This window comes from Elusimicrobiota bacterium (genome assembly GCA_026388155.1).
GTDB lineage: Bacteria > Elusimicrobiota > Elusimicrobia > Elusimicrobiales > UBA9959 > UBA9634.
Genome location: JAPLKI010000025.1, coordinates 496,970 through 522,448, shown reverse-complemented (window position 1 = coordinate 522,448; position 25,479 = coordinate 496,970). Strand labels below are relative to the sequence as shown.

Annotated in this window: 28 protein-coding genes and 1 tRNA gene; 27 read left to right on the top strand and 2 right to left on the bottom strand. The window is 51.1% G+C overall.

Features of this window, described 5'->3' with window-relative positions; translation table 11 throughout:
- The 15 genes from tuf to NTX59_14410 form a co-directional block, all read left to right on the top strand.
- On the top strand, positions 1 to 349 hold a 349-nt coding region (gene tuf, locus NTX59_14480), incomplete at its 5' end, for an elongation factor Tu (protein ID MCX5786885.1).
- Between the two features lie 104 nt (positions 350 to 453).
- Positions 454 to 609: a 50S ribosomal protein L33 gene (gene rpmG / locus NTX59_14475; protein ID MCX5786884.1), complete on the top strand. Its 156-nt coding sequence runs from the start codon at positions 454 to 456 to the stop codon at positions 607 to 609.
- Between the two features lie 100 nt (positions 610 to 709).
- Positions 710 to 780: transfer RNA gene (locus NTX59_14470), tRNA-Trp, on the top strand.
- Positions 781 to 867: 87 nt separating this feature from the next.
- Entirely contained in the window at positions 868 to 1,056 is a 189-nt protein-coding gene (gene secE / locus NTX59_14465; GenBank protein ID MCX5786883.1) for a preprotein translocase subunit SecE, read from the top strand.
- On the top strand, positions 1,057 to 1,587 hold the full coding sequence (gene nusG / locus NTX59_14460) for a transcription termination/antitermination protein NusG (protein ID MCX5786882.1): 531 nt from the start codon (positions 1,057 to 1,059) through the stop codon (positions 1,585 to 1,587). It begins immediately after the preceding gene.
- Positions 1,588 to 1,701: 114 nt separating this feature from the next.
- Positions 1,702 to 2,133: a 50S ribosomal protein L11 gene (rplK, locus tag NTX59_14455; GenBank protein ID MCX5786881.1), complete on the top strand. Its 432-nt coding sequence runs from the start codon at positions 1,702 to 1,704 to the stop codon at positions 2,131 to 2,133.
- A gap of 130 nt (positions 2,134 to 2,263) precedes the next feature.
- Positions 2,264 to 2,947, top strand: a complete 684-nt coding sequence (gene rplA, locus NTX59_14450; GenBank protein ID MCX5786880.1) for a 50S ribosomal protein L1 — start codon at positions 2,264 to 2,266, stop codon at positions 2,945 to 2,947.
- A 135-nt stretch (positions 2,948 to 3,082) separates the two neighbouring features.
- Positions 3,083 to 5,479 (top strand): sodium-translocating pyrophosphatase, encoded by a 2,397-nt coding sequence (locus NTX59_14445; protein MCX5786879.1) that lies wholly within the window; start codon positions 3,083 to 3,085, stop codon positions 5,477 to 5,479.
- A 110-nt stretch (positions 5,480 to 5,589) separates the two neighbouring features.
- Entirely contained in the window at positions 5,590 to 6,330 is a 741-nt protein-coding gene (locus tag NTX59_14440) for a YdcF family protein (GenBank protein MCX5786878.1), read from the top strand.
- A gap of 124 nt (positions 6,331 to 6,454) precedes the next feature.
- The gene (infC, locus tag NTX59_14435; protein ID MCX5786877.1) at positions 6,455 to 7,150 is read left to right on the top strand and encodes a translation initiation factor IF-3; all 696 of its coding nucleotides are present in this window, start codon (positions 6,455 to 6,457) and stop codon (positions 7,148 to 7,150) included.
- A gap of 58 nt (positions 7,151 to 7,208) precedes the next feature.
- Positions 7,209 to 7,412, top strand: a complete 204-nt coding sequence (rpmI, locus tag NTX59_14430) for a 50S ribosomal protein L35 (GenBank protein ID MCX5786876.1) — start codon at positions 7,209 to 7,211, stop codon at positions 7,410 to 7,412.
- 51 nt (positions 7,413 to 7,463) lie between these two features.
- Complete coding sequence (rplT, locus tag NTX59_14425) at positions 7,464 to 7,823, top strand: 50S ribosomal protein L20 (GenBank protein MCX5786875.1); 360 nt, start codon at positions 7,464 to 7,466, stop codon at positions 7,821 to 7,823.
- Positions 7,823 to 8,872, top strand: a complete 1,050-nt coding sequence (gene pheS, locus NTX59_14420) for a phenylalanine--tRNA ligase subunit alpha (GenBank protein ID MCX5786874.1) — start codon at positions 7,823 to 7,825, stop codon at positions 8,870 to 8,872. The genes rplT and pheS overlap by 1 nt, the downstream gene beginning before the upstream one ends.
- A gap of 54 nt (positions 8,873 to 8,926) precedes the next feature.
- Positions 8,927 to 11,308: a phenylalanine--tRNA ligase subunit beta gene (pheT, locus tag NTX59_14415; protein MCX5786873.1), complete on the top strand. Its 2,382-nt coding sequence runs from the start codon at positions 8,927 to 8,929 to the stop codon at positions 11,306 to 11,308.
- Between the two features lie 114 nt (positions 11,309 to 11,422).
- The gene (locus tag NTX59_14410; protein MCX5786872.1) at positions 11,423 to 12,337 is read left to right on the top strand and encodes a KilA-N domain-containing protein; all 915 of its coding nucleotides are present in this window, start codon (positions 11,423 to 11,425) and stop codon (positions 12,335 to 12,337) included.
- A gap of 457 nt (positions 12,338 to 12,794) precedes the next feature.
- On the opposite strand, the gene NTX59_14405 is transcribed toward NTX59_14410, so the two are convergent.
- On the bottom strand, positions 12,795 to 13,145 hold the full coding sequence (locus NTX59_14405; protein ID MCX5786871.1) for a helix-turn-helix transcriptional regulator: 351 nt from the start codon (positions 13,143 to 13,145) through the stop codon (positions 12,795 to 12,797).
- Positions 13,146 to 13,280: 135 nt separating this feature from the next.
- Between NTX59_14405 and NTX59_14400 the strand changes: the two genes are divergently transcribed.
- The 10 genes from NTX59_14400 to NTX59_14355 all read left to right on the top strand — a co-directional run bounded on the left by NTX59_14400 (position 13,281) and on the right by NTX59_14355 (position 23,379).
- Positions 13,281 to 14,246: a phosphatidylglycerol lysyltransferase domain-containing protein gene (locus tag NTX59_14400; protein ID MCX5786870.1), complete on the top strand. Its 966-nt coding sequence runs from the start codon at positions 13,281 to 13,283 to the stop codon at positions 14,244 to 14,246.
- A 596-nt stretch (positions 14,247 to 14,842) separates the two neighbouring features.
- Entirely contained in the window at positions 14,843 to 15,295 is a 453-nt protein-coding gene (locus NTX59_14395) for a hypothetical protein (protein ID MCX5786869.1), read from the top strand.
- Between the two features lie 90 nt (positions 15,296 to 15,385).
- Positions 15,386 to 15,901, top strand: coding sequence for a hypothetical protein (locus tag NTX59_14390; protein MCX5786868.1), 516 nt, complete (start codon positions 15,386 to 15,388; stop codon positions 15,899 to 15,901).
- A gap of 69 nt (positions 15,902 to 15,970) precedes the next feature.
- Positions 15,971 to 16,678 (top strand): hypothetical protein, encoded by a 708-nt coding sequence (locus tag NTX59_14385; protein MCX5786867.1) that lies wholly within the window; start codon positions 15,971 to 15,973, stop codon positions 16,676 to 16,678.
- A gap of 380 nt (positions 16,679 to 17,058) precedes the next feature.
- Positions 17,059 to 17,652 (top strand): tetratricopeptide repeat protein, encoded by a 594-nt coding sequence (locus NTX59_14380; GenBank protein ID MCX5786866.1) that lies wholly within the window; start codon positions 17,059 to 17,061, stop codon positions 17,650 to 17,652.
- A gap of 352 nt (positions 17,653 to 18,004) precedes the next feature.
- The gene (locus NTX59_14375; GenBank protein MCX5786865.1) at positions 18,005 to 19,480 is read left to right on the top strand and encodes a radical SAM protein; all 1,476 of its coding nucleotides are present in this window, start codon (positions 18,005 to 18,007) and stop codon (positions 19,478 to 19,480) included.
- A gap of 139 nt (positions 19,481 to 19,619) precedes the next feature.
- Positions 19,620 to 20,069, top strand: a complete 450-nt coding sequence (locus tag NTX59_14370) for a hypothetical protein (protein MCX5786864.1) — start codon at positions 19,620 to 19,622, stop codon at positions 20,067 to 20,069.
- Positions 20,070 to 20,097: 28 nt separating this feature from the next.
- Positions 20,098 to 20,697: a sigma-70 family RNA polymerase sigma factor gene (locus NTX59_14365; GenBank protein MCX5786863.1), complete on the top strand. Its 600-nt coding sequence runs from the start codon at positions 20,098 to 20,100 to the stop codon at positions 20,695 to 20,697.
- Entirely contained in the window at positions 20,694 to 21,215 is a 522-nt protein-coding gene (locus NTX59_14360; GenBank protein MCX5786862.1) for a zf-HC2 domain-containing protein, read from the top strand. Before NTX59_14365 ends, NTX59_14360 begins: the two co-directional genes overlap by 4 nt.
- A gap of 76 nt (positions 21,216 to 21,291) precedes the next feature.
- Positions 21,292 to 23,379, top strand: coding sequence for a tetratricopeptide repeat protein (locus NTX59_14355; protein ID MCX5786861.1), 2,088 nt, complete (start codon positions 21,292 to 21,294; stop codon positions 23,377 to 23,379).
- A 92-nt stretch (positions 23,380 to 23,471) separates the two neighbouring features.
- Here NTX59_14355 and NTX59_14350 read toward each other — a convergent pair whose 3' ends face one another.
- Complete coding sequence (locus tag NTX59_14350; GenBank protein ID MCX5786860.1) at positions 23,472 to 24,497, bottom strand: hypothetical protein; 1,026 nt, start codon at positions 24,495 to 24,497, stop codon at positions 23,472 to 23,474.
- Positions 24,498 to 24,848: 351 nt separating this feature from the next.
- Here NTX59_14350 and NTX59_14345 point away from each other — a divergent pair, with 351 nt between their 5' ends.
- Together NTX59_14345 and NTX59_14340 are read left to right on the top strand one after the other, a co-directional pair.
- Positions 24,849 to 25,115 (top strand): hypothetical protein, encoded by a 267-nt coding sequence (locus NTX59_14345; GenBank protein ID MCX5786859.1) that lies wholly within the window; start codon positions 24,849 to 24,851, stop codon positions 25,113 to 25,115.
- Positions 25,108 to 25,407, top strand: coding sequence for a cell division protein ZapA (locus tag NTX59_14340; protein ID MCX5786858.1), 300 nt, complete (start codon positions 25,108 to 25,110; stop codon positions 25,405 to 25,407). The genes NTX59_14345 and NTX59_14340 overlap by 8 nt, the downstream gene beginning before the upstream one ends.
- Positions 25,408 to 25,479: the final 72 nt, after the last annotated feature.

Genomic DNA, 25,479 nt, shown 5'->3' with positions numbered 1-25,479 from the left:
GCGCGGCATTGAAAAAGACCAGGTGGAGCGCGGGCAGGTGATAGCCGCTCCCAAGACCTGCACGCCTCACAAGAAATTCAAGGGCGAGGCCTACATTCTGACGAAGGATGAAGGCGGGCGGCATACGCCGTTCTTCAAGGGTTATAAGCCGCAGTTCTATTTCCGGACGACGGACGTTACGGGCTCGGTGCAGCTGAAAGACGGGGCGGAGATGATAATGCCCGGCGATCACACGGAGATCACGGTCGAGCTTATAACGCCGATAGCCATGGAAAAAGGTTTGCGCTACGCCATCCGCGAGGGCGGCCACACTGTGGGCGCGGGCGTGGTCACTGAGATTATTGAATAAGGGAGATTAGGGCAGGGGCTAGCGTATAGCGGCGAGGGTAGAGGATAAACAAAGAACTCATTTCCTAACCCCTATACGCTCTCCCCTAACCCCTGCTGTAACTTATGGCTGAAAGAATTACATTTATACTCGCCTGCTCGGTTTGCAAGAACAAAAACTATCACTTTGCCCGCGGTAAAAAACAGGAATATAAAGTGGAAGTAAAAAAGTTCTGCAGAGCCTGCGGCAAACAGACAGTTCACAAGGAAACGAAGTCGTAGGTGAGGAACAGAGGATAGAGGCTGGCGTATAGGGGTTTAGGGAAGGTATTCCTTAACCTCTACCCTAACCGCTCTCCCCTATACCCTGCCGTAATTTGCTGGGAGCGTCGGTTAACGGTAAACCAGCGGTCTCCAAAACCGCAACTGAGGGTTCGATTCCTTCCGCTCCCGGTGCAGATTTAGGAGACACTGGCCTGTCGCGGGCCTCTGGCGCAGTCCGCGACCGAGACACTGGCCGACGTAACATTTAGGTGATTTATGAATAAAATAAAAAGTTTCCTGAAAGAGGTTTACGAGGAACTTACTAAAGTTACCTGGCTTGCCAGGAAAGACGTTGTGCGTTCCACGGTGGCTGTGAGCTTTGTTGTACTTCTCGTGGCCATTTATGTCAGCCTTGTCGATATGGGGTTGAATGTTTTTGTAAAAAGTATAATCGGAGGTCGCTAAATGGCAAAAGCGTGGTATGTCATCCACACGCGCACGGGGTTTGAAGAGCGCGTTCAGAAAATGCTCCAGCAGAAAATTGATAATAACGAGCTGACCGGCAAACTTTTCCAGGTGCTCATTCCCACCGAAGAAGTAATGCAGGTAAAGAACACCAGAAAAGAAGTGCGTAAAAGGAAGTTTTTCCCCGGCTATGTACTGGTGGATCTGGAATTGGACAACAATAGCTATTGGGCTATACGCGGCGTACAGGGCGTGAGCGGTTTCCTGGGTGACCCCAAGCCGGTGCCCATGGAGGAATCCGAGGTGCAGCAGATATTGGAACTTGTCAATTCCACCAGTAAAGAGAAACCCAAGCCCGCGGTGCAGTTTGAGAAGGGTGAAAATGTGCGCATTATTGAAGGCCCTTTCAAGCACTTCATGGGAGTGGTTGAGGAAGTTTACGATCAAAAAGCGAAGCTGAAAGTTACGGTTACCGTTTTTGACCGCCCAACCCCGGTGGAATTGGATTTCCTTCAGGTGGAAAAGGGCTAGGAGAAGTGGTCAGTGGATAGTAGATAGTGTAGAGTAAAGGAGTTCCCTTAATACTCTGATACTCTCTACACTATCCACTATCTTGCTCTACACTTACAATTGGAGAACATTTATATGGCTAAAGTAAAAAAGATAAAGACGATGATTAAGCTTCAGATTCCGGCGGGCGCGGCCAATCCCGCTCCGCCTGTGGGCCCCGCTCTGGGCCAGCACGGAGTCAACATAATGGATTTCTGCAAGCAGTTTAACGAGAAAACCAGGAAGCTTGAGCAGGGTGTCCCGATACCCGTGGTGATCACGGTATTTGAAGACAGGACTTTTACCTTCATCACCAAAATGCCGCCGATGTCCGCGCTGGTGAAAAAAGCGGCCGGTCTTGCCAAAGGGTCGGGAGAAGCGAACAAAACCAAGGTGGGCAAGCTGACTCTGAAGCAGGTTGAGGAAATTGCCAACCTGAAACTGCCCGACCTGAATACCAAAGATGTGAAGCAGGCCATGAAAATGGTGAAGGGCACCGCCCGCAGCATGGGCGTGGACGTGGAGTAGGGGATAGAGGCTAGCGGCGAGGGGTTAGCGAAGGAGTTCCTTCCTTATATTCCCTAAACCGCTATTCGCTATACGCTGTCGTTGAACGAGGGAGCGGGTAACCCGCGCTAAAACCTCAAAGGACAATAAAATGGGAAAGAGACTGGCGGCTGTAAAGAAAGGACTTGAACTTGCAAAAAAGTACAAGGTGGAAGAGGCCGTGGCGATAGTTAAAAAGAACGCCAACGCCAAATTTGACGAAACGGTGGAACTGCACATAAAGCTGGGTATAGATGTGAAACAGTCCGACCAGCAGGTGCGCGGAGTCATAAGCCTGCCGCACGGCACCGGCAAAACCAAACGCGTGGCTGTGATCGCCAAGGGCGAGAAGACCAAAGAAGCCCAGGACGCGGGCGCGGACATCGTTGGAGGCGCGGAACTGATAGAGAAAATTTTCAAGGGATTCATGGACTTTGACGTGCTGGTGGTGACTCCCGACATGATGAAAGACGCGGCGAAGCTCGGTAAAACGCTTGGCCCCCGCGGACTTATGCCCAACCCCAAAAGCGGAACCGTGACTTTTGATATCGCCAGGACGGTAAAAGAATTAAAGGCCGGACGCATTGAGTTTAAGGCGGACCCCCAGGGCATAGTGCACGCGCCCGCGGGCAAGGCGTCGTTCCCTGAAGGCAGCCTTGCGGAAAATGTACATGCCATAATAGACGCCGTGCTTAAAAGCAAGCCGTCTTCTTCAAAGGGCGTTTATATGCAGTCCGTTTTCGTGGCTTCCACCATGGGCCCGGGTGTGTCCGTTCTGGTTGAAAAAGCGGTTTAAATAGCAGTTTTATAATGACTACTCAAGTAGCCGGAAGCAGGAATCCAGGAGTCAGGGATCAGAAGTCGCAATTCTGAATTCTGGCTCCTGACTTCTGTCTGCCGGAGCAGCAACGTTTTATAAAGGGGAAAAATAATGCGCAAACTGACTGTTTTTGCCGCCTTGGCGGCTTCGTTCGTTGTCTCCGCTCCCGTCGCTTTTGCCGGCGAGGCCGATCTTATTATTCCGGACCTTTCCAGCGTTTCTTTTCTTGGAATTCCGGGCCGCAGCCTTTTGATGCTGGGCCTAGTAATATGCGTGCTTGGAATGGCTTTTGGCCTTTGGCAGTCGATGCAGATAGGCAAACTGCCGGTGCATAAGTCCATGCGCGATATTTCAGAACTGATCTATGAAACCTGCAAGACCTATCTTTTTACCCAGGGCAAGTTCATAGCTCTGCTCTGGGCTTTTATTGCCGCCATCATGGTGGTTTATTTCGGTTTTCTGCTGCATTTTGACACGGTAAAAGTTTTAATTATAGTGCTTTTCAGCATTATAGGTATTTTAGGCAGTTATTCCGTGGCCTGGTTCGGCATACGCATAAATACCTATGCCAATTCCCGCACAGCTTTCGCGGGCTTAAAAGGCCTGCCATACCCCACCATGGCCATACCTCTTAAAGCCGGCATGAGCATCGGCATGCTGCTTATAAGCGTGGAACTGGTAATAATGCTGTTCATTCTGCTTTTCGTGCCGGGCGATTATGCCGGGCCCTGCTTCATAGGTTTTGCCATAGGCGAATCTCTGGGCGCCGCCGCCTTGAGGATAGCCGGCGGCATTTTTACCAAGATCGCCGACATAGGCTCGGATCTGATGAAGATAGTTTTCAAAATTAAAGAGGACGACGTGCGCAACCCCGGCGTAATAGCCGACTGCACCGGCGACAACGCCGGCGACTCAGTAGGCCCCACCGCCGACGGCTTTGAAACCTACGGGGTCACGGGCGTGGCTCTTATAACTTTCATACTGCTGGCAGTACCGCAAGCCGCCTCGCAGGTGCAGCTGCTGGTCTGGATATTTGTGATGCGCGTAGGCATGATAGTCACCAGCGCCTTTTCCTACTGGGTCAATACTTTGATCACCCACGGAATGTACAGCGAACAGAAAAAGTTCAATTTTGAGCACCCGCTCACCATGCTGGTGTGGCTTACCTCGGCGGTCTCCATCGCCATGACCTACTGCTTGAGCTACCTGCTGATACCAGAGCTTGGCGACGGCACTCTCTGGTGGAAACTTTCCACCATTATCACCTGCGGCACCATCGCGGGCGCGTTAATACCTGAACTGGTAAAGGTGTTTACCTCGACCAACTCGGGCCATGTTAAGGAAATACTGTCGGCCTCAAAGGAAGGCGGCGCTTCGCTTAATATCCTTTCGGGGCTCGTTGCCGGAAACTTCAGCGCTTACTGGATGGGCATGGTCATAATATCGCTGATGGCTGCGGCCTATGCGGTATCTACCACCGGCCTGGCCGCGTTAATGATATCGCCGGCTATATTCGCTTTCGGCCTGGTGGCCTTCGGGTTCCTCGGCATGGGCCCGGTTACCATAGCCGTGGATTCATACGGCCCGGTGACCGATAATGCCCAGTCGGTTTACGAGCTTTCCAGCATAGAAACCATCCCCGGTATAAAGGAAGACATAAAGAAAAACTTCGGTTTTGAGCCGGATTTTGAGAACGCAAAGCGTTTCCTGGAAGAGAACGACGGCGCGGGCAACACCTTCAAGGCGACCGCCAAACCGGTGCTTATCGGCACGGCCGTGGTGGGCGCCACAACCCTTATATTCTCCATTATCCAGGTGCTGAACAAAACCTTCCCCGGCCAGGTTGAAGCGGGCTTATCCATACTTAACCCGCTATTCCTGCTGGGGCTTATTACCGGCGGAGCCATAATTTACTGGTTCACCGGCGCTTCCATGCAGGCTGTCACCACCGGAGCTTACAGGGCCGTTGAGTTCATAAAAAAGAACATAAAGCTGGAAGGTGGCGGCGAAAGGGCGTCCGTTGAGGACTCAAAGAAAGTGGTTGAGATCTGCACCCAATACGCCCAAAAAGGGATGTTCAATATCTTTTTGGTGGTGTTCTTTTCAACGCTAGCTTTCGCGTGCGTGAACCACTTCTTCTTCATCGGCTATCTTATATCAATAGCTATTTTCGGGCTTTATCAGGCTATATTTATGGCCAATGCCGGCGGAGCCTGGGATAACGCCAAAAAACTTGTTGAGACCGAACTGAACATGAAAGGCACCCCCCTGCATGACGCTACCGTGGTGGGCGATACAGTGGGCGACCCTTTCAAGGATACCTCCTCGGTGGCCATGAATCCCATTATCAAGTTCACTACGCTGTTCGGGCTACTTGCCGTTGAATTTGCCATTACTATCGACCCCGCAGTGGACCGGATGCTGGCCGCCGTATTCTTCGCCATCAGCGTGGTGTTCGTGTGGCGGTCTTTCTACTGCATGCGCATCAAGAGCGGCGGGGCCGAATAATCCGAAAATTTCTTGCTACTCAGGTAGACAGGATACAGTAGCCAGAATTCAGAATTCTGACTACTGAATTCTGACTCCTGGCTACCTGTGGAGTTGCGAAAATCACAGATATGTTTTTTATTAAAAAGCTCATAACTCCGTTTTTACTGCCGCCGGGTATTTTTGTTGTCGCTGTAGCTGTTTTGGGCGTCGCGCAGTTTAAGAGAACAAGGCGCGCGGCATGGGCTTGTTTTGCGCTTGCGGGGCTGATGTGGCTTTGTTCAAGCGCGCCTTTTGAGGATCTGTGTTTTGCCGGGCTTGAAAACGCTTATACTGTTCCAACCGATTTAAAGGCCGACGCGGTGGTCGTTTTGGGCGGCGGTATTTATGACAATTCCCCCGCTGTTTCAACTGGAGAAAGACTTTTGCCCTCAAGCCTCGCGCGTATGAGCGCGGCGGCCGAGGTTTACCGTAAAACACATCTGCCCCTGCTGGTTTCCGGCGGTGCACCGTTTTCCAGCGGCTCAGAGGCCGCGGCGGACAAACTTTACCTTGTGGAGTCGGGCGTGCCTCCGGGGGCCGTGTTTACCGAGGAGAGTTCCCGCGATACCCGCGAAAACGCGCTTTTTTCAAAAAAGATCTGCGATGAAAAGGGTTATAAAAAAATACTGCTTTTAACCTCGGCCTATCATATGCGCCGCGCGGTTTTCCTTTTCAAAAAAGCCGGTTTCGCTCAGATAGTTCCGCTTCCCGTGGCGCGTCAGTCGAGGCAGGGGCGGAAATATCATTTCAATGATTACCTGCCCGGTTCCGGTAAGCCGGCCAAAGCCTTAAATGAATGGTTCGGCCTGGTTTTCTACAGATTGTTTTAAACGGCGCTTAAAAACATCATTTCCGGCCGGCAAAAAAGGTAAAATATAACCATGAGGCAGTATTTGCCTTAAACTTCAGCACTTCAGTGCTTCAGGCTTCAGCTCTAATGTAAGGAGGAAAAGTTTGTATCACGATAAAAAAGTAAGAGTAAACAGAAATATCACGTCCCCGCAGGTGCGTCTTATCACCAGCGACGGGACCATGGTCGGCATTAAACTTATCCAGGATGCCGGCGCCATGGCCAGAGCCGCCGGTCTTGACCTGGTTGAAATATCGCCGGCCGCCAACCCCCCAGTCTGCAAGATAATGGACTTTTCCAAGTATCTTTACGAGAAAGATAAGCAGGAAAGGGAAAACAGGAAAAAACAGAAAGCCGGGGTTTTAAAGGAAATCCGCCTGAATCCCCGCATTGCCTCAAATGATCTGAACACTAAAATAAGGCACGCTGAGGCGTTCCTTAAAGAGCAGAACAAGGTGCGCATTACCGTGATATTCCGCGGCAGGGAAAACCAGCACCGCAACCTTGGAGAACAAATACTGACCGCTGTAAAAGAGACGCTTTCCCAGGTGGGAGCGGCGGAAGGACGGCCGCAGCTCATGGGCAACAGAATGAGCATAATGCTTTCTCCCGTTACCGCGAAGCCCGTAAAGCCGGGCCAGGTTCCCGCTGCGCAGGCGGCCAAACCAGCGGCGGCGCCGCAGACGGTGAAACCGGCCCAGAGCCCGATCGCTCCGGCGGCAAAAACGGTTCCGGTTCTCCCTAAGCCCGCTCCGGCGCCGGGGACGCAGATGCCGCAAAATCCGCCTGCAGCGAAGTGATAGCCTATTCCCAACGGGCTTCATTATTTATATAATATTAACGTGAGAGAGTAAAACTATGCCTAAAATGAAAAGTCACAGCGGTTCCAAGAAAAGATTTAAGCGGACGGCTTCCGGCAAATGGCTGCACAGGAAAGCCGGGTTGCGCCACCTGCTTGTCGGGATGTCGGCCAAAAGAGGCCGCAACCTCAGGACCGCGAAAGTGGAAGAGAAAAATTCAAGTGAGGGAAGGATCCTCAAGAGCTATCTTCCTTACGATTGAGCGAAATGAAATACACTCCTGCCAAAGGCGGGCGGAAAGGTCTTTAACTTTATGAGAATAACATACAGCGTGCCAAGGCACAAAAGAAAAAAACGGCTTTTTAAGCTGAGCAAGGGTTATTACAGCGATAAGAGCCACCGCCTTCGCATGGCGATACAGCAGGTTAAAAAGTCCCTTACCACCGCTTATGAGCACCGCAAAGATAAAAAAGGCACCACCCGCCAGCTTTGGATAACCAGGATAAACGCCGCCGTGCGCGAAGAAGGTTTGTCCTACAGCAAATTCATGAACGGCCTCAAAAAAGCCAACATTACCATCAACAGGAAGATGCTCTCCGAGATAGCCATTAAGGACCCGCACTCTTTCACCCAAATAGCGGAACTTGCCAAGGCCGCCCTTAAAGGTTCGTAATGACCCCCGAGCAGTGGAAAGGAAAGCTGTCCCTTGTAAGGGACAGCTTTTTTTCTGCTTTGGCCGAAGCCAAGGCGGAAGGCCTGGAAGCGCTTGAACTGCTTTATTTCGGAAGGAAGGGCGACTTAAGCCTGCTGCTGCGCGACCTGAAGGATTTTCCCATTGAAGAACGCAAAACCCTCGGCGCCATGGGCAACGAAATAAAAAGCGCCATGGCCGCTAAACTCGCCGAAAAAAAAGCCGGGACCTGCGCCGGAAAAATAAGCCTTAAAACCTCCGCTTTTGACCTTACCATGGCGGGTTATCCTTTTCCGAAGGGCAGCCTGCATCCGCTCACAGTCACCATAAACCGCCTGACCGAAGCCTTTATAAAACTAGGGTTTTCCATGGCCGATGCCTCCCTTATGGAGGAGGATTATTACAATTTTGAAGCCCTTAATTTCCCGCCGGACCATCCGGCGCGTGAAATGCAGGACACCTTTTATCTGGACCTGAAAGACCGCTCCGGCAAAGATCTGCTGCTGCGCACGCATACCTCAACGGTCGAGATACACACTTTGAAAGACCGCAGGCCGCCCTTGCGCGTTTTCCACCCCGGTCGGGTTTTCCGCTCCGAAGCCGTGGATGCCAGCCACTCTTTCGCGTTCCACCAGATAGAGGGTTTTTATGTGGACAAAAATGTCAGCATGGCGGATCTGCGCTGGACCGTTGACGCCTTTATAAAGGACCTTTTCGGTTCGTCGGTCGAAGTGAGGTTCATGCCCTCTTATTTCCCGTTCGTCGAGCCCGGCGCCGAGGTGGAAATGTCCTGCGTGTTCTGCAAGGGGCATAGCGGCAAATGCCCGGTGTGCAAGGGCTCCGGCTGGATAGAAGTTTTGGGCGCGGGCATACTGCACCCGAACGTAATGCGCGCCACCGGCTACGAGCCGCGCCAATGGGGCGGGTTCGCTTTCGGAGCCGGCATAGAGCGCTTCGCCATGCTGCTTTTCGGCATAAGCGACATGCGCGTGTTTTACGAGAACGATCTGAGGATTTTAAAGCAAATCTAGTGAATAGCAAATAGCGAATGGCGAATAGTTCTAAGCTCTAGGTTCTGTACTGAAATGAAAATCCTTTATTCCTGGCTTTCTGATTTTATCGAAGCGCCTTTGGCGCCTGAAGACTTGCAGGCAAAACTCGGCCGCATAGGCCTGAAAACAGAATCGGTCTCTAGAACCGGCGCCGCTTTTGAAGGCGTGACGGTGGGCCGGATCCTAAAAATTGAAAAACATCCGAATGCCGACAAACTTTCGCTTTGCGACGTGGACTACGGTTCGGGCGTGACGCGCGTGGTATGCGGCGCTAAAAATATCGCAGAGGGCCAGAAAATACTTTTTGCCGGAGTGGGTGCTAAACTGTCGGAGGGGGAACTTAAAAAGGCGAAAATACGCGGCGTGGAATCGGAAGGCATGATCTGCTCGGCGGCGGAACTGGGACTCGCGGGCGACAGCTCCGGCATCTTGGTCCTGCCTGAAAGCTCGACCGTGGGGGCCGATGCCAGAACTCTTTTTGAAAAATCCGACCTTCTGCTTGACATAGAGATGCTGCCTAATCTCGCCTACTGCCTTTCCCATTACGCCGTGGCGCGCGAGCTTTGCGTCTTTTACGGTCTGCCGCTTAAAAAACCGGCCGTTCCCGAATTGAAAGCCGCGGCGCCCGCTCCGGTGACCATAGAAGAACCCGGGCTGTGCGGCCGCTACGCGGGCGTGGTGATAAAAAATCTTCCGCCTGTAAAAACTCCGGCCTGGATGGCCGCGCGCCTTGCCGCCATGGGCTCTAACCCGAAGGGCAACCTGCTGATAGACGTTTCAAATTATGTTATGTACGAGCTTGGTCAGCCCACCCACTGCTTTGACATGGACAAGCTTTCCGGCCCTGAAATAAAAGTACGCCGCGCGCGGGCTGATGAAACCCTTGAAACTCTTGACGGAAAAACCCTGAAACTTGATCCCGAAATGCTTCTGATAGCCGACCGGGAAAAACCGGTGGCGCTTGCGGGCGTTATGGGGGGGCTTCAGAGCGCCGTTTCAGATACCACCACCTCCGTGCTTATAGAGTCGGCCTGGTTTTCGCCTATGTGTGTGCGGCGCGCTTCAAAAAAAACCGGCATCAAAAGCGAGTCCTCCTATCGCTTTGAACGCGGTATCGACCCGGAACTTCAGCTTTACGCGGCTCTGCGCCTGGCCCAGCTGATACTTGCCGAAGCGCCCGGAGCGAAGCTTGAGCAGATTTCGGACGTGAACCCCGTAAAATACGTGCCGGCGGTGGTTGAGGCCGACCCCGCGCGCATAAACGCCATTCTTGGCACGGAAATTCCGGAAAAAGATATTTTCGCCTGTCTTAAAGCCATATCGCCCTCCATTAAGGATGAAAAGCCCTGGACCTTCTATCCTCCGGGCTACAGGCGCGATATTGAATCCGCCTGGGACCTGGCCGAGGAGGTGGCGCGTTACAGCGGCTATGATGTCATACCCGTGCGTTCCAGCATGAAAATGATGAGCGCCTCAGTGACGCCCGCCTTTGAAGCGGCGGGGGAACTGAGCGCGAGACTCGCCGCGCTTGGGTTCTCGGAAGTGTATAATTACGATTTTGTCTCATTGAAAGAGTTGCGCAACTGCCTGTTGAACGAGGAAGCGGCGGTTTCTCTTAAAAATCCGCTTTCTTCCGATTTTCAGTTCCTGCGGCCGGCGCTCGTACCGGGGCTTTTAAAAGCTCTTGATTACAACATCAACCGGGGCCGCAATTCCGCCGCCATTTTTGAGACCGGCACGGTTTATTCAAGGTCGGGCGCGCAGGGCAAAGAGGAAATTTGCTGTTCTGGTCTGATGTTCGGCGCTTTTCCGCAGGAACAGTTCTGGAAAGGCGGCGCTGATACCGCGGATTTCTACCATCTTAAAGGCGTTATGGATCATGCGTTTTCGGGTAAAAGCGGTTTCCGCTTTGAAAAGCCGAAGTCCGCGCCGGCCTATTTCCAGCCGGGAGCGGTCCTTGAAATGAAGCTTGGCGCGGGAACGGCGGGCTTTCTTGGCCTGATAAATCCCATGGCCGCCATAAACAGCGGCCTGAAGGATGTAAAGATCTATTACTTTGAAATACAGCTTTCCGCGCTTGCCCGGTCCCGCAAGACCGATTTCTGGCAGAGAATGGCTCAGGTGCGGCCGGTGTCGGACTACCCGGCCATCTGGCGCGATCTGTCGGTGGTGCTTGAAGAAAAATACGAGTGGGCGGAGCTGGAGCGCGCGGTCATAAAAACACAGGATCTGGCCCGCGTTGACCTTATCGACATTTACAAGGGCAAGAACATAGGCGAGAATCTGCACAGTGTCACCATCCGCTTTGTTTTCTCCTCCATGGAGAAAACGCTTACCGACGCCGAAATAAACGGCCGCATGACCGAAATCCTAGAAAAGCTGTCCAAAAATTTCAACGCCAAGATCCGAAGTTAAAAAAACCCGCATTCGAACGATGTCGGCCTGCTTTGCGCCCTGGTGGCCCATTCCCACCGCGACAAACCCTTGTCGCGTTGGCCTGCTATACTATTTGTGCGGCAAGGAGATATTATGAAGAAGAAAAGCGTTATAGTCCAGGGGCGGGAGATTGTGTTTTTTTCAAAAGAAGAGGAAGATTACATCTCCCTTACAGATATAGCGCGGTACAAGAATCCGGAAGAACCTAAAGATTTGGTTAAAAACTGGCTGCGCTCTAAAAACACAATAGAGTTTTTGGGATTGTGGGAGAAGCTGCATAACCCCGTTTTCAAAGGGGTCGAATTCGACTCCTTTATGTATAAGGCGGGAACCAATTCATTTGTGCTTTCTCCGTCAAAGTGGATTGAAACCACAGGTGCTGTTGGAATCATTTCCAGGCCCGGCAATACTGGCGGCACATTTGCGCATCGCGATATAGCGTTTGAATTTGCCGCGTGGGTCAGCCCTGAATTTAAACTTTTTCTCCTAAAGGAATTCCAGCGCCTTAAAAAAGATGAGGCGGAACGTGTAAAGTCGGGCTGGAATTTCCAGCGGGCGCTGGCCAAAGTGAATTATAGGATTCATACAGATGCAATCCGGGACACGCTTATTCCGGCGGAGCTTACAAAATCTCAAATTAACGAAGTATACGCCACGGAAGCGGATATTCTTAATATGGCCTTGTTTGGAAAAACTGCCTGGCAATGGCGGGAAGCCCATCCGGGTGTGACAGGAAATATCCGCGACTGTGCCACAATTGAGCAACTGGTAGTTCTCTCAAATCTGGAAAGCATTAATTCAGTCTTTATCAGGCAGGGGCTTTCGCAAAGCCAAAGGCTGCGGCAGTTGAACGCTACGGCTATTATTCAAATGAAGTCTTTGTCCGGCGCCGCGATGCTTAAAAAACTCGGAACAAAAGAGCGTTCGGCAAAATATTCTGTTTTAGTGCAGCCTAAAATGATAGGGAGCCGGCGGATTTTCTGCGCGCTCCGGGACCGGGTTTTGTAAGAAGAAGACCGGGGTCTTCCGCCGACTGCGGAACTCGCCTGAAAGGCAATGCTTTCAGGCTCAAACATCCTCGCCGTCCCGGAGGGATACTCTCCAGACCCTGGTCTTGAAACCCTAAAAGGAGCGCGCAGAAAATCCGCCGGCTCCCTTTTTAAATAACATCTCCCCGCCCTTAATGACGGTAAATCTATATTTACCCGCCCCGCACTTTGGCCCTCTTTGGAAAAAGTGCGGGGCCCGCCCGGTGGCAAATAAATATTCTCATAGATGTTTAACTTGAACGATGGGCTGAGTTTCCGACGGACGAGGGGACATTTTCTCAAAAAGGCAACAGCCTTTTTGGGGTGGCATAGGAGATTTGCCTATAAAAAGCGGGCCGTTATCAAGTAGCTGATATCTTTTCCTCACGGTAAAAAAGTGATTACACCTTTTTCGAGGCTGCGGAGGCTCCTTGGCTTTACGGCTTCATTTTTTTGGAGTATGGACGCAGGGTTTCTTTGATTATTCGGTAGGCGTGCTTCTGCTGGTCAACCGGCCTGCCCCTTATAATGCCGATGATTTTCTTTTCCCAGGTTGATGGTTTATATTGTGCGGCTTTTTCCTGAAGAAGGTCTGAAATCCTCACTTTCAGTGCGGTCGACAGCTTTTGCAGCGTCGCCAGGCTGATTTTCTTTGTTCCTCGTTCTATCTGCCCTATATAGCTGGGGTGCAGGCCGGAACGCTCCCCGAATTCCTCCTGCGACCAACCGAACTTATGTCGGTATCCCCTGACGGCGGCCCCCAACATTATATAAATGTCATTTTTCATGATACCAGTATATTTTTATATTGAAATAGCCTCACTTTCCAGAGTCTAAAAGGTTTAATATTATTAAACCTTTTAGCATTGACTTATACCCTTGTTTTTGATTGAATTGGGTTAGCACTCTCTCGGCCAAATCCCATGCATGATCAGCAATCAATATCTCTTTCGGATCAACCAACCACTTCCCGTGGGCCAATCTTTCCCAACTTTAAGCCGCTGGAAATGTCCGATCAGCCTGCGATCGAGGCGTTTACACAACGCTTTGAGCCATATTCTGATTTTTGCTTCTCCACGCTGACTTTTTACAACATCAACAATTGCACCCACTGGTGCTGGTACAACGGTAATCTTGTGCTTCGCTTCTGCGACCCCTTTGGCCCCGGGACGTTCCTCACCTTCCTGGGTGTCGAACAGGCTGCCGCCACCGCCGAAACGTTGATCGGTTATGCCTTGGAGATGGGTTATTCGCCGACACTCTGGCGGGTGCCGGAGATAACCGCAAAGGTGATCGCGCGCAAAAGCGAGGGCTTACACATTGAAGAAGATCGGGACGGCTTCGATTATATCTATCGTATAGATTCGCTTGCACAGTTGGAAGGCTCGGCTCTCCGGGAGCTTCGAAGGGATGTATGTCGATTTAATCGACAGCATCCTCATTACAGCTTCGTTACGCTAGATTTATGCGACGTAACCATACATGCACAACTTCAGTCAACCATTACCGCTTGGCAATCAAACAAGAGCACCACGGGTATGGTGCAAAATTACTGCCATGCACTCAAAACATGTATTCGTTATGTCCGGCACTTCAATCTATTATGTGTCGGAGCTGTAATCGGAGATTCGCTGGTGGGATTTATACTGTGCGAGCGGCTAAATAAAAGCTGGTTGCTTCCCCATTTCGCGGTCTCAAACCCTAAATTTAGCAGCGTCCCAAGCCGCCTTTTACATCATTTGGCACAGTCCTGCTCAAAGTTGGGCTGCACACATCTCAACTATCAGGAGGACCTCGGTGTTCCCGGCCTACGTTACTTTAAAAAAAAGTGTGTGCCGAGCGGCTTTCTTCGGAAATTCTCGGTCATGCAAAAAGATGCTCGGCCATAACTAAACCTAATCAGCGAGAAAGTATCATGATATTATGAATGTCCGAAACAAATATCCACGCCTATTGGTCGAGTTGCGTCAATCACACATGTTGCCGAGCGAGATTGGTCTCTTTGCTGTTCGCCGGCTCAAAAAGGGCGAAATACTAGCCGCCGCACGACGCTTTGATGAGAATCGGTTTATCTCAAAGATGGAGTTTAAGACTTTGGACGGACCCACAAAGAAGGCAATCCTCAAGTTCTGTCCAGGCGCGGCGGAGGGCTATTATGCTCCAGAAGATCTGAATTTTATTCACCCGTTATGGTATTGCAATCATTGTTGCAATCCCAATGTGGGATATGATGACTATGGCAACCTGCGAACACTGCGTCCCGTTTGCGTAGGTGAAGAATTGTGCTTCGATTACACAACCTGCAGCGGCGATCCGCAATTCCGTTTCGTATGCCAATGTGGAACGAAGCATTGCCGGGGTGTTGCTCATTGGAAACGCGAGCCTGAAAAGTGGAATATGTAAAAAAGAAAACTGGTCGAAAACTTGTTCGCAGTATAACGATTGCGCAGTGTTATAAAACAGCGTTATAGTGAAACGCCGAAATATGATAAAAAAAGTTTATCCAAAAGCAAAATATGAGCTGCGACCATCTAAGTTGATTAATGGAGAAGTCGGTCTATTTTCCCTTGTGGTTTTTAATAAGGGAGACGTGGTCGTGGAAGGTTCAAACTGGGATGAAAGCCGCCTCATAACCTGGGAGGAATTTGAAACCTTAGATTCAGCAACCAAAAGGCAATTGATATATTTTTGTTATAAAGATGACAGCGGTGTGCATGCACCTCAAAATATAAATAAAATAAATATTGGTTATTTTGGGAATCATAGCTGCAACCCTTGCTTGTCGCATGAGCGTGACACCAATAATTATGTCGCTAAGAGAAAAATAGGTGTTGGGGAAGAGTTGTCTATCGATGTGGAAGCTCTTATGGAAAAACACATTTTTTCTTTTAAGTGTAAATGCGGAGCTGGAAACTGTAGGGGAATAATTAACACATAAGTTTTCCCCAAAGGGCCCTCCAAGAAAAGTTCTACTCGGTTAAGCAAGTGGGGGGTTCGGCTCAGTAATGGAGATTCCAGTAGATTGCGTTTGAACTATAAAACTATGACGATTACGCTAAGATGGGGTAGGTTGGTTGAGCTGGCAACAGGATTGCTTGGTAACTGGGTAATTTGTTACTTGTTTGACTATCTACTCTACCCATTGGTGATCTACAAACTTGGCCTGTTCAGAGGCGGCGCGGTGATGTCGTTGCTTTCGCTGCTGACGTGCCTTGTTATGATCTGGTTTTATGACTGGTCGCAGCATGACTGGCTGGGAATCGAGACGCTTAAGTCGCTGAAAATCTACACCGGGCCGAGCCGATTCCGCCGCATGCTGGCATGGACGCTTTGCCGGGGTGATTTATTAGCATGTATTGTGTTGTCTCTTTGGTACGATCCTTTCATCACGCTGATTTATTTGCGAGACCGGTCGTACAGCGGTTTAAATCAGCGCGACTGGGGTATTTTTTTTGCCAGTTGGGCTATCGGCAATGGCTGGTGGATTTTAGCGTGCTATTTCGGCGTAACGATGGTGGAGTGGATATGTCGACTGATTTTTTAACGCCACCGGCCTTGATAAAATCAAGGTCGGAACTACTGAAAACTTAAAATGGCAAGTTTCGCGTCTAAAATGAAAATAAAAGTAAAAGGCACTGAGGTCGAACTTAAAATAGCAAGTTTTGTGTCATTTGGCATGGGATTAACGGCGTGGACAACCACATACATGGATGCAAGAATAAAACATATAGCGTACGGTACGAGGAAATATCCATTGGGGTATTGGATTTTAATCATCGCTCCTATCATTTTTGCAGCAATGTATTGTGGAAGTGTTTGGGGTAAATCTTGGCGGCGGAAAATTGTGGTTGCGGAAACAGGGCTTATAGTAGTTAGTGGAATTTCATTGTTTAATTTTCTCCCCGAGTTTCCGCATGGAAATATGCAGGCAGGGCTCGTATTTTACTTCATTGCAAGTGCCATTACTTACTGGATTCATTATGCCCCGATAAACAGTGATTATGTATCTGACACCAACATTCTAGACAATGCTAAAATAGAAAGAGCTAAAGAATCTATTAATTCGTGGCGTAATATAGTCACAACATTAGCTGCAGGCTATATGGTGCTTATTATTGGGTGGTGTCATTTAATTTTGTTAGATTTGCCCCCTACTATGGTTTCGGTTTCAAGTCCCGGTGAGATGCGTCTTGTTATTATGTGGCCTCTGATTCAACTGACGTTCTTTTCCTTTTTTATAATCTTTGGTCTGCTATATGAGGGTATTAAAAAGACCGAGAAAGCCGCTGATGTTCTTTTAAGTATTAAGAAAAACTTATAAATATTCCTGTGGCCTGCCGGATGAAGACTGCCAGTTAGGTCCACCCTGCACTTTGGCGCACTTAGGAAAAAGTGCGGAACCCGCGGATTGATTTATACGAAGCTATAGACCCACTCCCGGCTGACGACTAAAAAAAACAATTTCCCATCTCCTCACTCGTCCACCTCAGGTGGACGTGGGGGGGCTTTTCAAAATTCATAAAAACGCCCTCAGTTTTGGTATCATAGCAGTGGCTTACTTTCTGCAAATTTTAGGAGCATTTGCAGGTTTCAAGCGCGAGGGGAACTAACTATAACCGGTTTTATGTTTCCTGCGGATCAAATACTCATCGGCTTTTCACCGCGAATCACTAGCATCGAGCCACGAACCTCTAATTTATTATGATGAATGATTTAAAATGGAGCCGCATCCTGCTGGCGGTATTTATTTTCTCGGCGCTGGCCGTGATTTTTCTTATGTGGCAGATGGAAAAAACACAACAGCTGCTTATCATGTTTTCAATTTCCGCCGCTATGGTGCTGGGGATGCAGGCCATTCTCAACGCTAAAAAGCGGGCCTTCGGTTACGCGGATACGAGCGCTGATATTATCTGGTGCGGAGGCGCTTTCATCGCCTCAATTTTCCTTTTTTTGATGACGGCCCACTTGGCGGGCCGGTTCGGCAACAAAGGCTTCCTGCTGCCGGCCGCTGTCGCGCTGGTGATGCTGGTGTGGTACTGGCTGGTAAAATCGGAAGCGGATTCCGTTTTAAAACAGCGCGAGAAAGAAAGAAAGGATGAAATTGAGCGCTGCCTTTCAATGATCAAGAGCGACCCGGGTAACGCCGCCGCTCACGAGCGGCTGGGCGAGCTGTATCGCGCCGGCAAAGAGCTGGAAAAGAGCCTGCATCACTACGCGGAGGCTCTGAGGCTGGATCCTTCCGTCAGGAATAGCTTCATGGTTGAGGATATCAGGCGGGAAATAAGGGCTCGTTAAAGAATAATAGCCACATTTGGCTGAGTCGATTTTGGAGCGAGCCGAAGCGACGTGAAGCGACGCGTACTACATGTACGTTAGCGGAACGCCGCAAAGGCGCAGCCCAAAAGCGGCCGGCCCCCCAGGGGGGAGGCCCATCTTTGAACCGGCTGCCGCGTTGCTCCTCAGTCACATAGGCACCGCTATGCTCCCTCGTCGCGCCTTGCATCCGGCTCAAATATGGGCCTCCAAATGTGGCTATTATTCTTTAACGAACCCTAACCGCCTGCGAAAAAGCCGGCCCACGCTCGCAAAAAAGGTGAAAAAGGTGTAAAGCTACTTTTCACTTCAGTAGCCTGACACCGTATTTTATATGGCCCCTACTGATATTGTCCTTACCACGTTGAATGCGCGCTATGCACACTGCTCATTCGCTTTGCGCTATCTTATGGCCAACCTGGGCGAGCTTGAGGCCAGGGCGAAGATACTTGAATTTGAAGCCGGACTGCGGACGCCGGAGATAGTTGAGGCCATCCTTTCCTTAAAGCCGCGTATCGTAGGCATCGGCGTGTATGTGTGGAATGCGCGGGAATGCGGGATGCTCGCAGCGGAGCTTAAGCGGCTGCGCCCGGAAGTGATCGTCATCCTCGGCGGCCCAGAGGTCAGTTATGAAACGTCGGAGCAGCGGATATGCAGTGACGCTGATTTTGTTATCACGGGCGAAGGGGAGCTGGCTTTCGCCCGACTGGCCCGACAACTGCTTTCAGGGAATGCGCCCGCGGAGAAAATAATCGCGGCCCCGGCGCCCGATTTAAATCTGCTGGAGCTGCCTTATGCGCTGTATACTGACGAAGATATCGCCAATCGCGTGATCTACGTTGAAGCATCCCGGGGCTGTCCGTTCGCCTGCGATTTCTGTTTATCCTCGCTGGACACTCAGGTGCGCGGTTTCCCGCTTGAGCGGCTGTTTGAGGAGTGGGATAAGCTGCTGGAACGCGGAGCGCGCCGATTCAAGTTCGTAGACCGCACTTTTAATTTAGACCTCAGCACAGCAAGCGCCATCCTTAAATTCTTCTTTGAACGCCTGCGGCCCGGGCTGTTCCTGCATTTTGAAATAGTTCCGGACCGCTTTTCCGAGGAACTTTACGACCTTGTGAAAAAATTCCCGGAGGGAGCGCTGCAATTTGAGGTCGGCATTCAAACTTTCAACGAGGCTGTGGCCGCGCGCATTAATCGTCGGCAGGATAACGCCGCCGCCGAAAAAAATATCCTCCGCCTGCGCCGCGAAACTAACGCGTATCTCCACGCCGACCTTATAATAGGCCTGCCCGGCGAGGATATGGAGGGATTCGCGGCAGGATTTGACCGGCTTGCGGCTCTGGGCCCCCACGAAATACAGGTAGGGTTGCTTAAACGGCTGCGCGGCGCGCCAATAGCCAGGCACGACGGAGAATGGGGCATGGTTTACAGCCCTTATCCGCCCTACGAACTGCGGGAAAACAAGCTTCTGGATTTTTTCACCATACAGCGGCTGCGCCGTTTTGCCCGGTATTGGGATCTGATAGTTAACAGCGGCGTTTTCCGCGAAACCGCGAAGCTTCTCTGCGGCGGGGCCTCGCCCTTTTATGATTTTCTCGCTTTGAGCGACTGGCTTTACGGGCGGACTCACCAGACCTATGCCATCTCGCGCTCGCGTTTGCGGGAACTGCTGCTGGTCTATCTTACGGAAGTTTTAAACCATCCCGCCAGTTCAATGGCTGCATTGTCCGAACGCGATGCGGCAAATTCACGCCGCAATTCAAAAGAGGACAGCCCGCAAAGACAGTCAATGCGCCATACTCAGAATTAAATTTATAGACATGGGATAGCCTCGCCTCCCTCTTATCTTTCCTCTAGACTATTTCTGGCATTACCTTCTAACGCGGCGTGAACTTTTTCCGGGTTCGCGGCACTAATATTATGAAAAGCTTTGGAAGGAGCCGGTTTTTATGCTTAAAAACAGGTCTTATCCGGTTTTGGCGCTGATAATTTGTTCCCTGGCGGTTCCGGGCGTCCGGGCTGAACCCTGTTATAACACCAGCGATATGGTCTGCGTGGTCTATCAGGTCTGCCGTTATGTCCTGGACAAATTTCCGGAAGCGGAAATTAATGAAAAAGGCAAGGACTGCATTCTGACAATCGAAGGCCGCCAGCTTATAATCCGCAGAAAAAAGGTGGGTAGCGGGATAAAATATTTCGTATTTGCGAAGGCTGTAGCCGCTAAAGAACGCAGCCGGCCTGTGAAATTCAGGGCCGGCGCGAAAAACCCGGCAAAAAAGTCCGCCGGCGCCGGCGAGGCCCGGTTGCAGCTTAGAACAGTTCCGGCGTTTCGCGCGTTTGGAATTGCGCGGGCTGATGTGGTGGACCCAAATGGCCAACTTGTGCGCCTTGACCAATAACCATATAATTATTGTTGCCGCTTAAAATATGCCAAACCAGGATAAGAACGATCAGGCACTCGAGAACGAGCTTATAGACCGCTTCATGAACGGTTCGCAGTCAGCCTTCGCGGAACTGGTGGATCTGTATAAGGACAGGATATATCAATTTATCATTTGCGTCCTGGGGCCCGACAGAGAAGCGGAGGATATTGCGCAGGAAGTCTTTATCCAGATATACAGGTCGTTAAGATTGTTCAAAAGAGAATCCTCTTTCAGCACCTGGGCCTATGCTGTTACGCGGAACGTCTGCCGCCACAGACTGCGCTCGCGGGGGCGGGAAATGAACCTGTTTTCAGACATAAAAAGCGAAATTCCATTTGACGCGGCTGACTCAGCGCCCGGTCTCGAATTTTCCCTTGAAGCGAAAGAGACAAAGGCCGCCATACGCGCGGCCGTGGAAGCGCTGCCCCCCATATACCGCACGGTGCTGTTCCTCAGTTGCTGGGAGCGGCTTTCATACGAGGAAATAGCCCGCGCGCTGGATATCCCTGTGGGCACCGTACGGTCCCGGCTGCATAATGCCATGGCGGCACTCGCCGGAAAAATCAAGCCGGTTTTAGACGCGGAGAGCGAGGTCAACACATGAAATGCATAGATGCCGAAAATATCATGGATTATCTTTGCGGTGAATTGCCGGCGGCGAAACGCGCGGAAATCCAGGCCCATCTTTCCTCCTGCGCCCGGTGCCGGCGCGAACTGGAAACGTTCGAGCGGGTAAGGAGCGCCGTCGCTTCCGCGCCTCCCGCGCGCGTCTCGGAAGATTTTACCGCCGCGCTTATGCGGAAACTGGAAGATGAAAAGTCCGCCATTTCTCCGGGACCCGCACGCGTATCTTTTCGCGCTCTTCTCAGGCCGGCATATGGTTTCTCACTCGCGGTTCTGACGGTTTGCCTGATAATAGGCGCTGTTTTTCTTAAGGGAAAAGCGGGATTGCCGCGCCCCGCCGCGCAGGCTATATTTCTAAGCGACGGTCCGGCGGCGGCGAACCGGGGCTTTTACAGGACAGCGGATATCCCCCTTGAAACCGGCGTTGATGATCGAGGCGGCGAACCAGGGCGCATCAACACCGATGACTGCAAGACGGCCGATTGCGGGATATTATAAAAAATGAACTTTTTTAATATTGCGGGGCACTAAGGATAAAGTCAGGGAGTGCAAAATTTGAGAGAGGAGAACTGATATGAAAAAAAATGTGATATTCGCGGTATTTCTGTGCGGAACCGCGGCTATGCTGCCGCTGCGCGCAGACGCCGGGGAAGAGCCCGCCGCCACGCCCGCCGTCTCCACCGCCGCTCCGGAAAACACCCCGGCGGGGGAATCTTTCAGTATTAGGGTGAAAGCTGTGCCGCTTTCCAGCCTTCTTGACATAATTTCACAGCGTGCGCACGCCTCTTTCTCCATAGCCGACCCTGAACTGGCTGAATGGAGATTGACCATGCTCATTAAAAACGTGCGTCTGAACCAGGCGCTGGAGATATTGCAAAAGACTAAGGGCCTGGATTTCGAGCGCGTCGGCAGCGCGGACAATTTTATAGTGCGCAAAAGCACCATACCCCCGCAGGAATTCCCTCCGCTGACACAGCAGGACCTGGCCGACCCGGTCCTGAAAAGGCTGGTAACCGTGCGGGTGAAAGACGTCCCGCTTGCCAGGCTTCTGGATGTGATCTCGGAGCAGGCAGGGATCAGCTTTATTATCACCGGCGAAATGCGGGATGTCCGGATAACATCGTTTTTAGAAAAAGTGACCATCGTGGATGTATTTCAGTTCCTGAAGGCCAGGGGGTTTTCCGTTTCCCGTATGGCGGCGGCGGACCTTTTTATAGTCCGGCAGACGCCCGGCGCCGGGGAAGATTCCGCCGCAAAACCCGCCGTCTCCGCCGCCACGCCTGAAAACCCGGGTTTCGGGGAACCGTTCGATATCGCATTGAAAGGCGCGCCTCTTTCCACTCTTTTTGACGTGCTTTCCCAGCATTCGCACGCCTCTTTCTCCATCGGCGCCGACTTGGCTGAACGGAAATTTACTATATTCATCAAAAACGTGCGCCTGAACCAGGTGTTGGAGATATTGCAAAAGACGAAGGACCTGGATTTTGAGCGCGTCGGCACTACCGATAATTTCATAGTGCGGAAAAGCACCCGGCCCCCGCAGGAATTCCTTCCGCTGACACAGCAGGACCTGGCCGATCCGGTCCTGAACAGGCTGGTGACCGTGCGGGTGAAGAACGCCCCGCTTACCTCCTTTTTGGAGGTGATCTCGGAGCAGGCACGGGTCAATTTCATTGTCACCAGCGGATTTGAAAACACCCGGATCACGGCGTTTTTGAAAAAAGTGACCATTGTGGATGTGTTGCAGTTCCTGAAAGCCAGGGGATGTTCCGCTTCGCGTGTGACAGGGACCGATCTTTTTATAATCCGGCAGACGGCCGGCGCCCCGGATGGATTTTCCGACGCTGAAGGCAAATTCGGCGATAAAAAATACGAAGAAGCGGTCACGCTTTATAAAGAGCTCGCGGATAAATATCCCGATTCCGAAATGGCGGATTACGCCCTTCTCATGACGGCTATCAATTATGACTGGATAGCCGCCAGGGACAGTGATCCTTCCGTGCTTAAACGGGAAGAAGAAACCCTTAAACGCCTGATACACGATTACCCCAAAAGCACCCGCCTCGGCGACGCATATCTGTATCTGGGCCAGATATACTCCGGTTACGGCGGGGCGAAGACCCAGGCGATAGACTGCAAAAAAGCGGTGGAGTTCTATAATCTCGCGATCAAGAGCACATACCGCGACTGGGTCAAAGCTCAGGCGGAAACCAGGATAGCGCAGTGCTATGAACGCGGGGGTGAGAAAAACAAAGCCCTGGAAATTTACAAGAGGATAATAAAGCAATATCCCGGCGCGGCAATAACCGAAGAAGTGCGCCAGCTCCTTAAGGGAGAGGACCCACTGTTTGAAACGGGGTTAAACCTTGAGAAACAGAAAGAATATGGATTGGCCATAGCTGTCTATAAGCGGATAGCCGTGAAAGCGTCATTGCCGCAGTCTGTCCGCAAAGCGGAATTGCGCATCGGCGTCTGCCAGTCAGCCATGGGCGACGTGGATCCGGCCGTCAAAACTTTTGAAGCCTACTTCGCCAAATACAATCCCGGACCGGACGACGCCGTGTATTTCTACATGGGGCAGGCGCTTGAAAATGCGGGCAGGAAAGAAGAGGCGCGCAAGTACCTGAATAAGGCGAAGATAGCCGTTAAGCCGAAAATATAAACGCGTCACTGGGGTGGACGCCCCGGACAGAAAACAAGAAAGGCGCGTCAGCCTTAGGCTGACGCGCCTTTAAAACTTACTTATATGCTTACTTATGCTACATGCTGGGCGCCTGAAGAGTCTATCCAGACAATCTTGCCGTAGTAGTCCATGCTGAAGCTCGAGGCGTCGCTTGTCACCCTCTGGTCGTTCTTGTAAAGATAGCCTGAATCGTCCAGCCAGGCCACGTCCCCCGTGTAGTAGGACACTTTATAGTCTTTCACGTCTGTGCCGAGGCGGTTGTCGTTTTTATATAGGTAATTTGAGTCGTTCACCCATACCACGTCCCCGGTGTAATCCACTACTTCGTAGCTTTTTACGTCGTAGCCGATGCGAGTATCATTCTTATACAGGTAGTTAGAGGTATTCAGCCATACCACGGCCCCGGTATAGGATGAGACTTTGTATTCTTTCACGTCGTAGCCAAGGCGGTTATCGTTTTTGTAAAGATAATCCGAGGTGTTCACCCATACCACGTCACCTGTGTAATCCATCACCTGGTAGTTTTTTACGTCGTAGCCGAGGCGGTTGTCGTTCTTATACAGATAGTTCGAGTTATCCGTCCATATGACGTCGCCGGTATAAGCTGACAACTTGTATTCTTTCACGCCGGAGCCAAGGCGGTTATCGTTCTTGTAAATATACCCCGAGTCATCTTTCCATGCCACGTCGTTAGTGCAGCCGGTCTGGTAGTCTACAGCGCCCGTGCCCAGACGAGTCCCGTCTTTATAAATATAGCCTCCGTCCTGTATATAGACCGCGGGCGAATGACAGTTGGGATAGGGCTGGGGCGGGTATGGCGGATGTACGGGGCCGGGATGCGGATGCCAGGGTTGAGGCGGAAATGGCTGGGGCTGGACCGGATGTCCCGGCTGCTGCGGATGGAACGGCTGCCCGGGCTGGGGAATACCGTGATTCTGGTTTCCGGGGCCGGAGTGATTCATATCCTTAAGGCCGTTTATCAGTGTCTGCATGTCTCCGCCCTGCGCGTCAAAAGAGATGGTCTGGGCTGAAGCCAGGCGCGCATAACATATCAACGCCATTAACACCGCTATGGCGCTTTTGCCGGTTTTTGTCATTGTTTGTCCTCCAATTGGAATTTACCGCTGTTCCGCAATTATAATATAGCACCGATGGCGGCAGGCTTCAAAAGGCTAAAGTCCCTCTTTTTTCAGGTAAATGTCCCGGCAGAATGCCCTAACGGCCTATTGATATCGGTCAATATTCCGGCGCGGCTCCGGACTAAACACGCGGCTTAGTAGCCTGAATATGCTGCCAGTGCAGGTTGGAAGCGATGTCGGGATCGTAGTTGGGATTGTCGGAAAGGAGGTGCCCGCCATTGGAATTGGTCCGGCCCCGGCTGTAACCGCGTGGCAATTTCCCTTTTTTTGAAAGGCGCCGGCTTTGGTTTTTTTTACTATAATTAACTTATGCACAACACGATGAAGAGGCTTGAGGAAGTTATTGTAAAGGCTAACAAGCATCTTGCCCAGCTTAAGGAGGAGAACTCCGTGCTTAAAAAGCAGATAGAGCTGCTTAGTTCCGAGCGCGGCAAGTCCGTTAAAAATTCCACCGGTGCAAAAGAGCTTGAGGAACTTAAAATTAAAGTCAAAAAAAAACTTTCCAGGATTTGCGCCAGGATAGAAAAAGCCTCCGAATTGCAGCCTGGTTTATTTGAGGACGAAACAGATGACTAATACCGAAACTCCTATAACAATAAGGGGCCGCGCCATAACTGTTTCCGTGGAGGGGCTTTCACCTCTCGAAATAAGTTCCATAGCCGGCAAGGTTGAGGAAAGAATTAAGCGGATAGAGGCAAAAACAAAAATAGCCGACACTTCCAAGCTGGCCATACTTGCAGCTTTTGAATTTGCCACCGAATTGGAAAATTTAAAGCAGAAATCTGAAGTCAGCAGCGAAGCGGAAGAAAAAAAAATAGACGAGCTGGCGGCCATGCTGGAAAAAACCATGGAGAAGGGGCTGTTTTAATCCGAAAGTTGCCGTTACTGTTCCTCATCATAGTGAAAAATGTGATGAACAAAAAAATGCAACTTTCGGAAG

Coding starts and splice junctions, on each gene's coding strand:
- rplK (MCX5786881.1), top strand. CDS start 1,702: ATGGCTAAAGTAAAAAAGATAAAGACGATGATTAAGCTTCAGATTCCG.
- NTX59_14380 (MCX5786866.1), top strand. CDS start 17,059: ATGATGAATGATTTAAAATGGAGCCGCATCCTGCTGGCGGTATTTATT.
- rplT (MCX5786875.1), top strand. CDS start 7,464: ATGAGAATAACATACAGCGTGCCAAGGCACAAAAGAAAAAAACGGCTT.
- pheT (MCX5786873.1), top strand. CDS start 8,927: ATGAAAATCCTTTATTCCTGGCTTTCTGATTTTATCGAAGCGCCTTTG.
- NTX59_14355 (MCX5786861.1), top strand. CDS start 21,292: ATGAAAAAAAATGTGATATTCGCGGTATTTCTGTGCGGAACCGCGGCT.
- NTX59_14405 (MCX5786871.1), bottom strand. CDS start 13,145: ATGAAAAATGACATTTATATAATGTTGGGGGCCGCCGTCAGGGGATAC.
- NTX59_14440 (MCX5786878.1), top strand. CDS start 5,590: ATGTTTTTTATTAAAAAGCTCATAACTCCGTTTTTACTGCCGCCGGGT.
- rpmI (MCX5786876.1), top strand. CDS start 7,209: ATGCCTAAAATGAAAAGTCACAGCGGTTCCAAGAAAAGATTTAAGCGG.
- NTX59_14375 (MCX5786865.1), top strand. CDS start 18,005: ATGGCCCCTACTGATATTGTCCTTACCACGTTGAATGCGCGCTATGCA.
- rplA (MCX5786880.1), top strand. CDS start 2,264: ATGGGAAAGAGACTGGCGGCTGTAAAGAAAGGACTTGAACTTGCAAAA.
- nusG (MCX5786882.1), top strand. CDS start 1,057: ATGGCAAAAGCGTGGTATGTCATCCACACGCGCACGGGGTTTGAAGAG.
- pheS (MCX5786874.1), top strand. CDS start 7,823: ATGACCCCCGAGCAGTGGAAAGGAAAGCTGTCCCTTGTAAGGGACAGC.
- NTX59_14340 (MCX5786858.1), top strand. CDS start 25,108: ATGACTAATACCGAAACTCCTATAACAATAAGGGGCCGCGCCATAACT.
- NTX59_14360 (MCX5786862.1), top strand. CDS start 20,694: ATGAAATGCATAGATGCCGAAAATATCATGGATTATCTTTGCGGTGAA.
- NTX59_14385 (MCX5786867.1), top strand. CDS start 15,971: ATGAAAATAAAAGTAAAAGGCACTGAGGTCGAACTTAAAATAGCAAGT.
- NTX59_14350 (MCX5786860.1), bottom strand. CDS start 24,497: ATGACAAAAACCGGCAAAAGCGCCATAGCGGTGTTAATGGCGTTGATA.
- NTX59_14370 (MCX5786864.1), top strand. CDS start 19,620: ATGCTTAAAAACAGGTCTTATCCGGTTTTGGCGCTGATAATTTGTTCC.
- NTX59_14365 (MCX5786863.1), top strand. CDS start 20,098: ATGCCAAACCAGGATAAGAACGATCAGGCACTCGAGAACGAGCTTATA.
- secE (MCX5786883.1), top strand. CDS start 868: ATGAATAAAATAAAAAGTTTCCTGAAAGAGGTTTACGAGGAACTTACT.
- NTX59_14345 (MCX5786859.1), top strand. CDS start 24,849: ATGCACAACACGATGAAGAGGCTTGAGGAAGTTATTGTAAAGGCTAAC.
- NTX59_14400 (MCX5786870.1), top strand. CDS start 13,281: ATGCATGATCAGCAATCAATATCTCTTTCGGATCAACCAACCACTTCC.
- NTX59_14445 (MCX5786879.1), top strand. CDS start 3,083: ATGCGCAAACTGACTGTTTTTGCCGCCTTGGCGGCTTCGTTCGTTGTC.
- NTX59_14410 (MCX5786872.1), top strand. CDS start 11,423: ATGAAGAAGAAAAGCGTTATAGTCCAGGGGCGGGAGATTGTGTTTTTT.
- NTX59_14395 (MCX5786869.1), top strand. CDS start 14,843: ATGATAAAAAAAGTTTATCCAAAAGCAAAATATGAGCTGCGACCATCT.
- rpmG (MCX5786884.1), top strand. CDS start 454: ATGGCTGAAAGAATTACATTTATACTCGCCTGCTCGGTTTGCAAGAAC.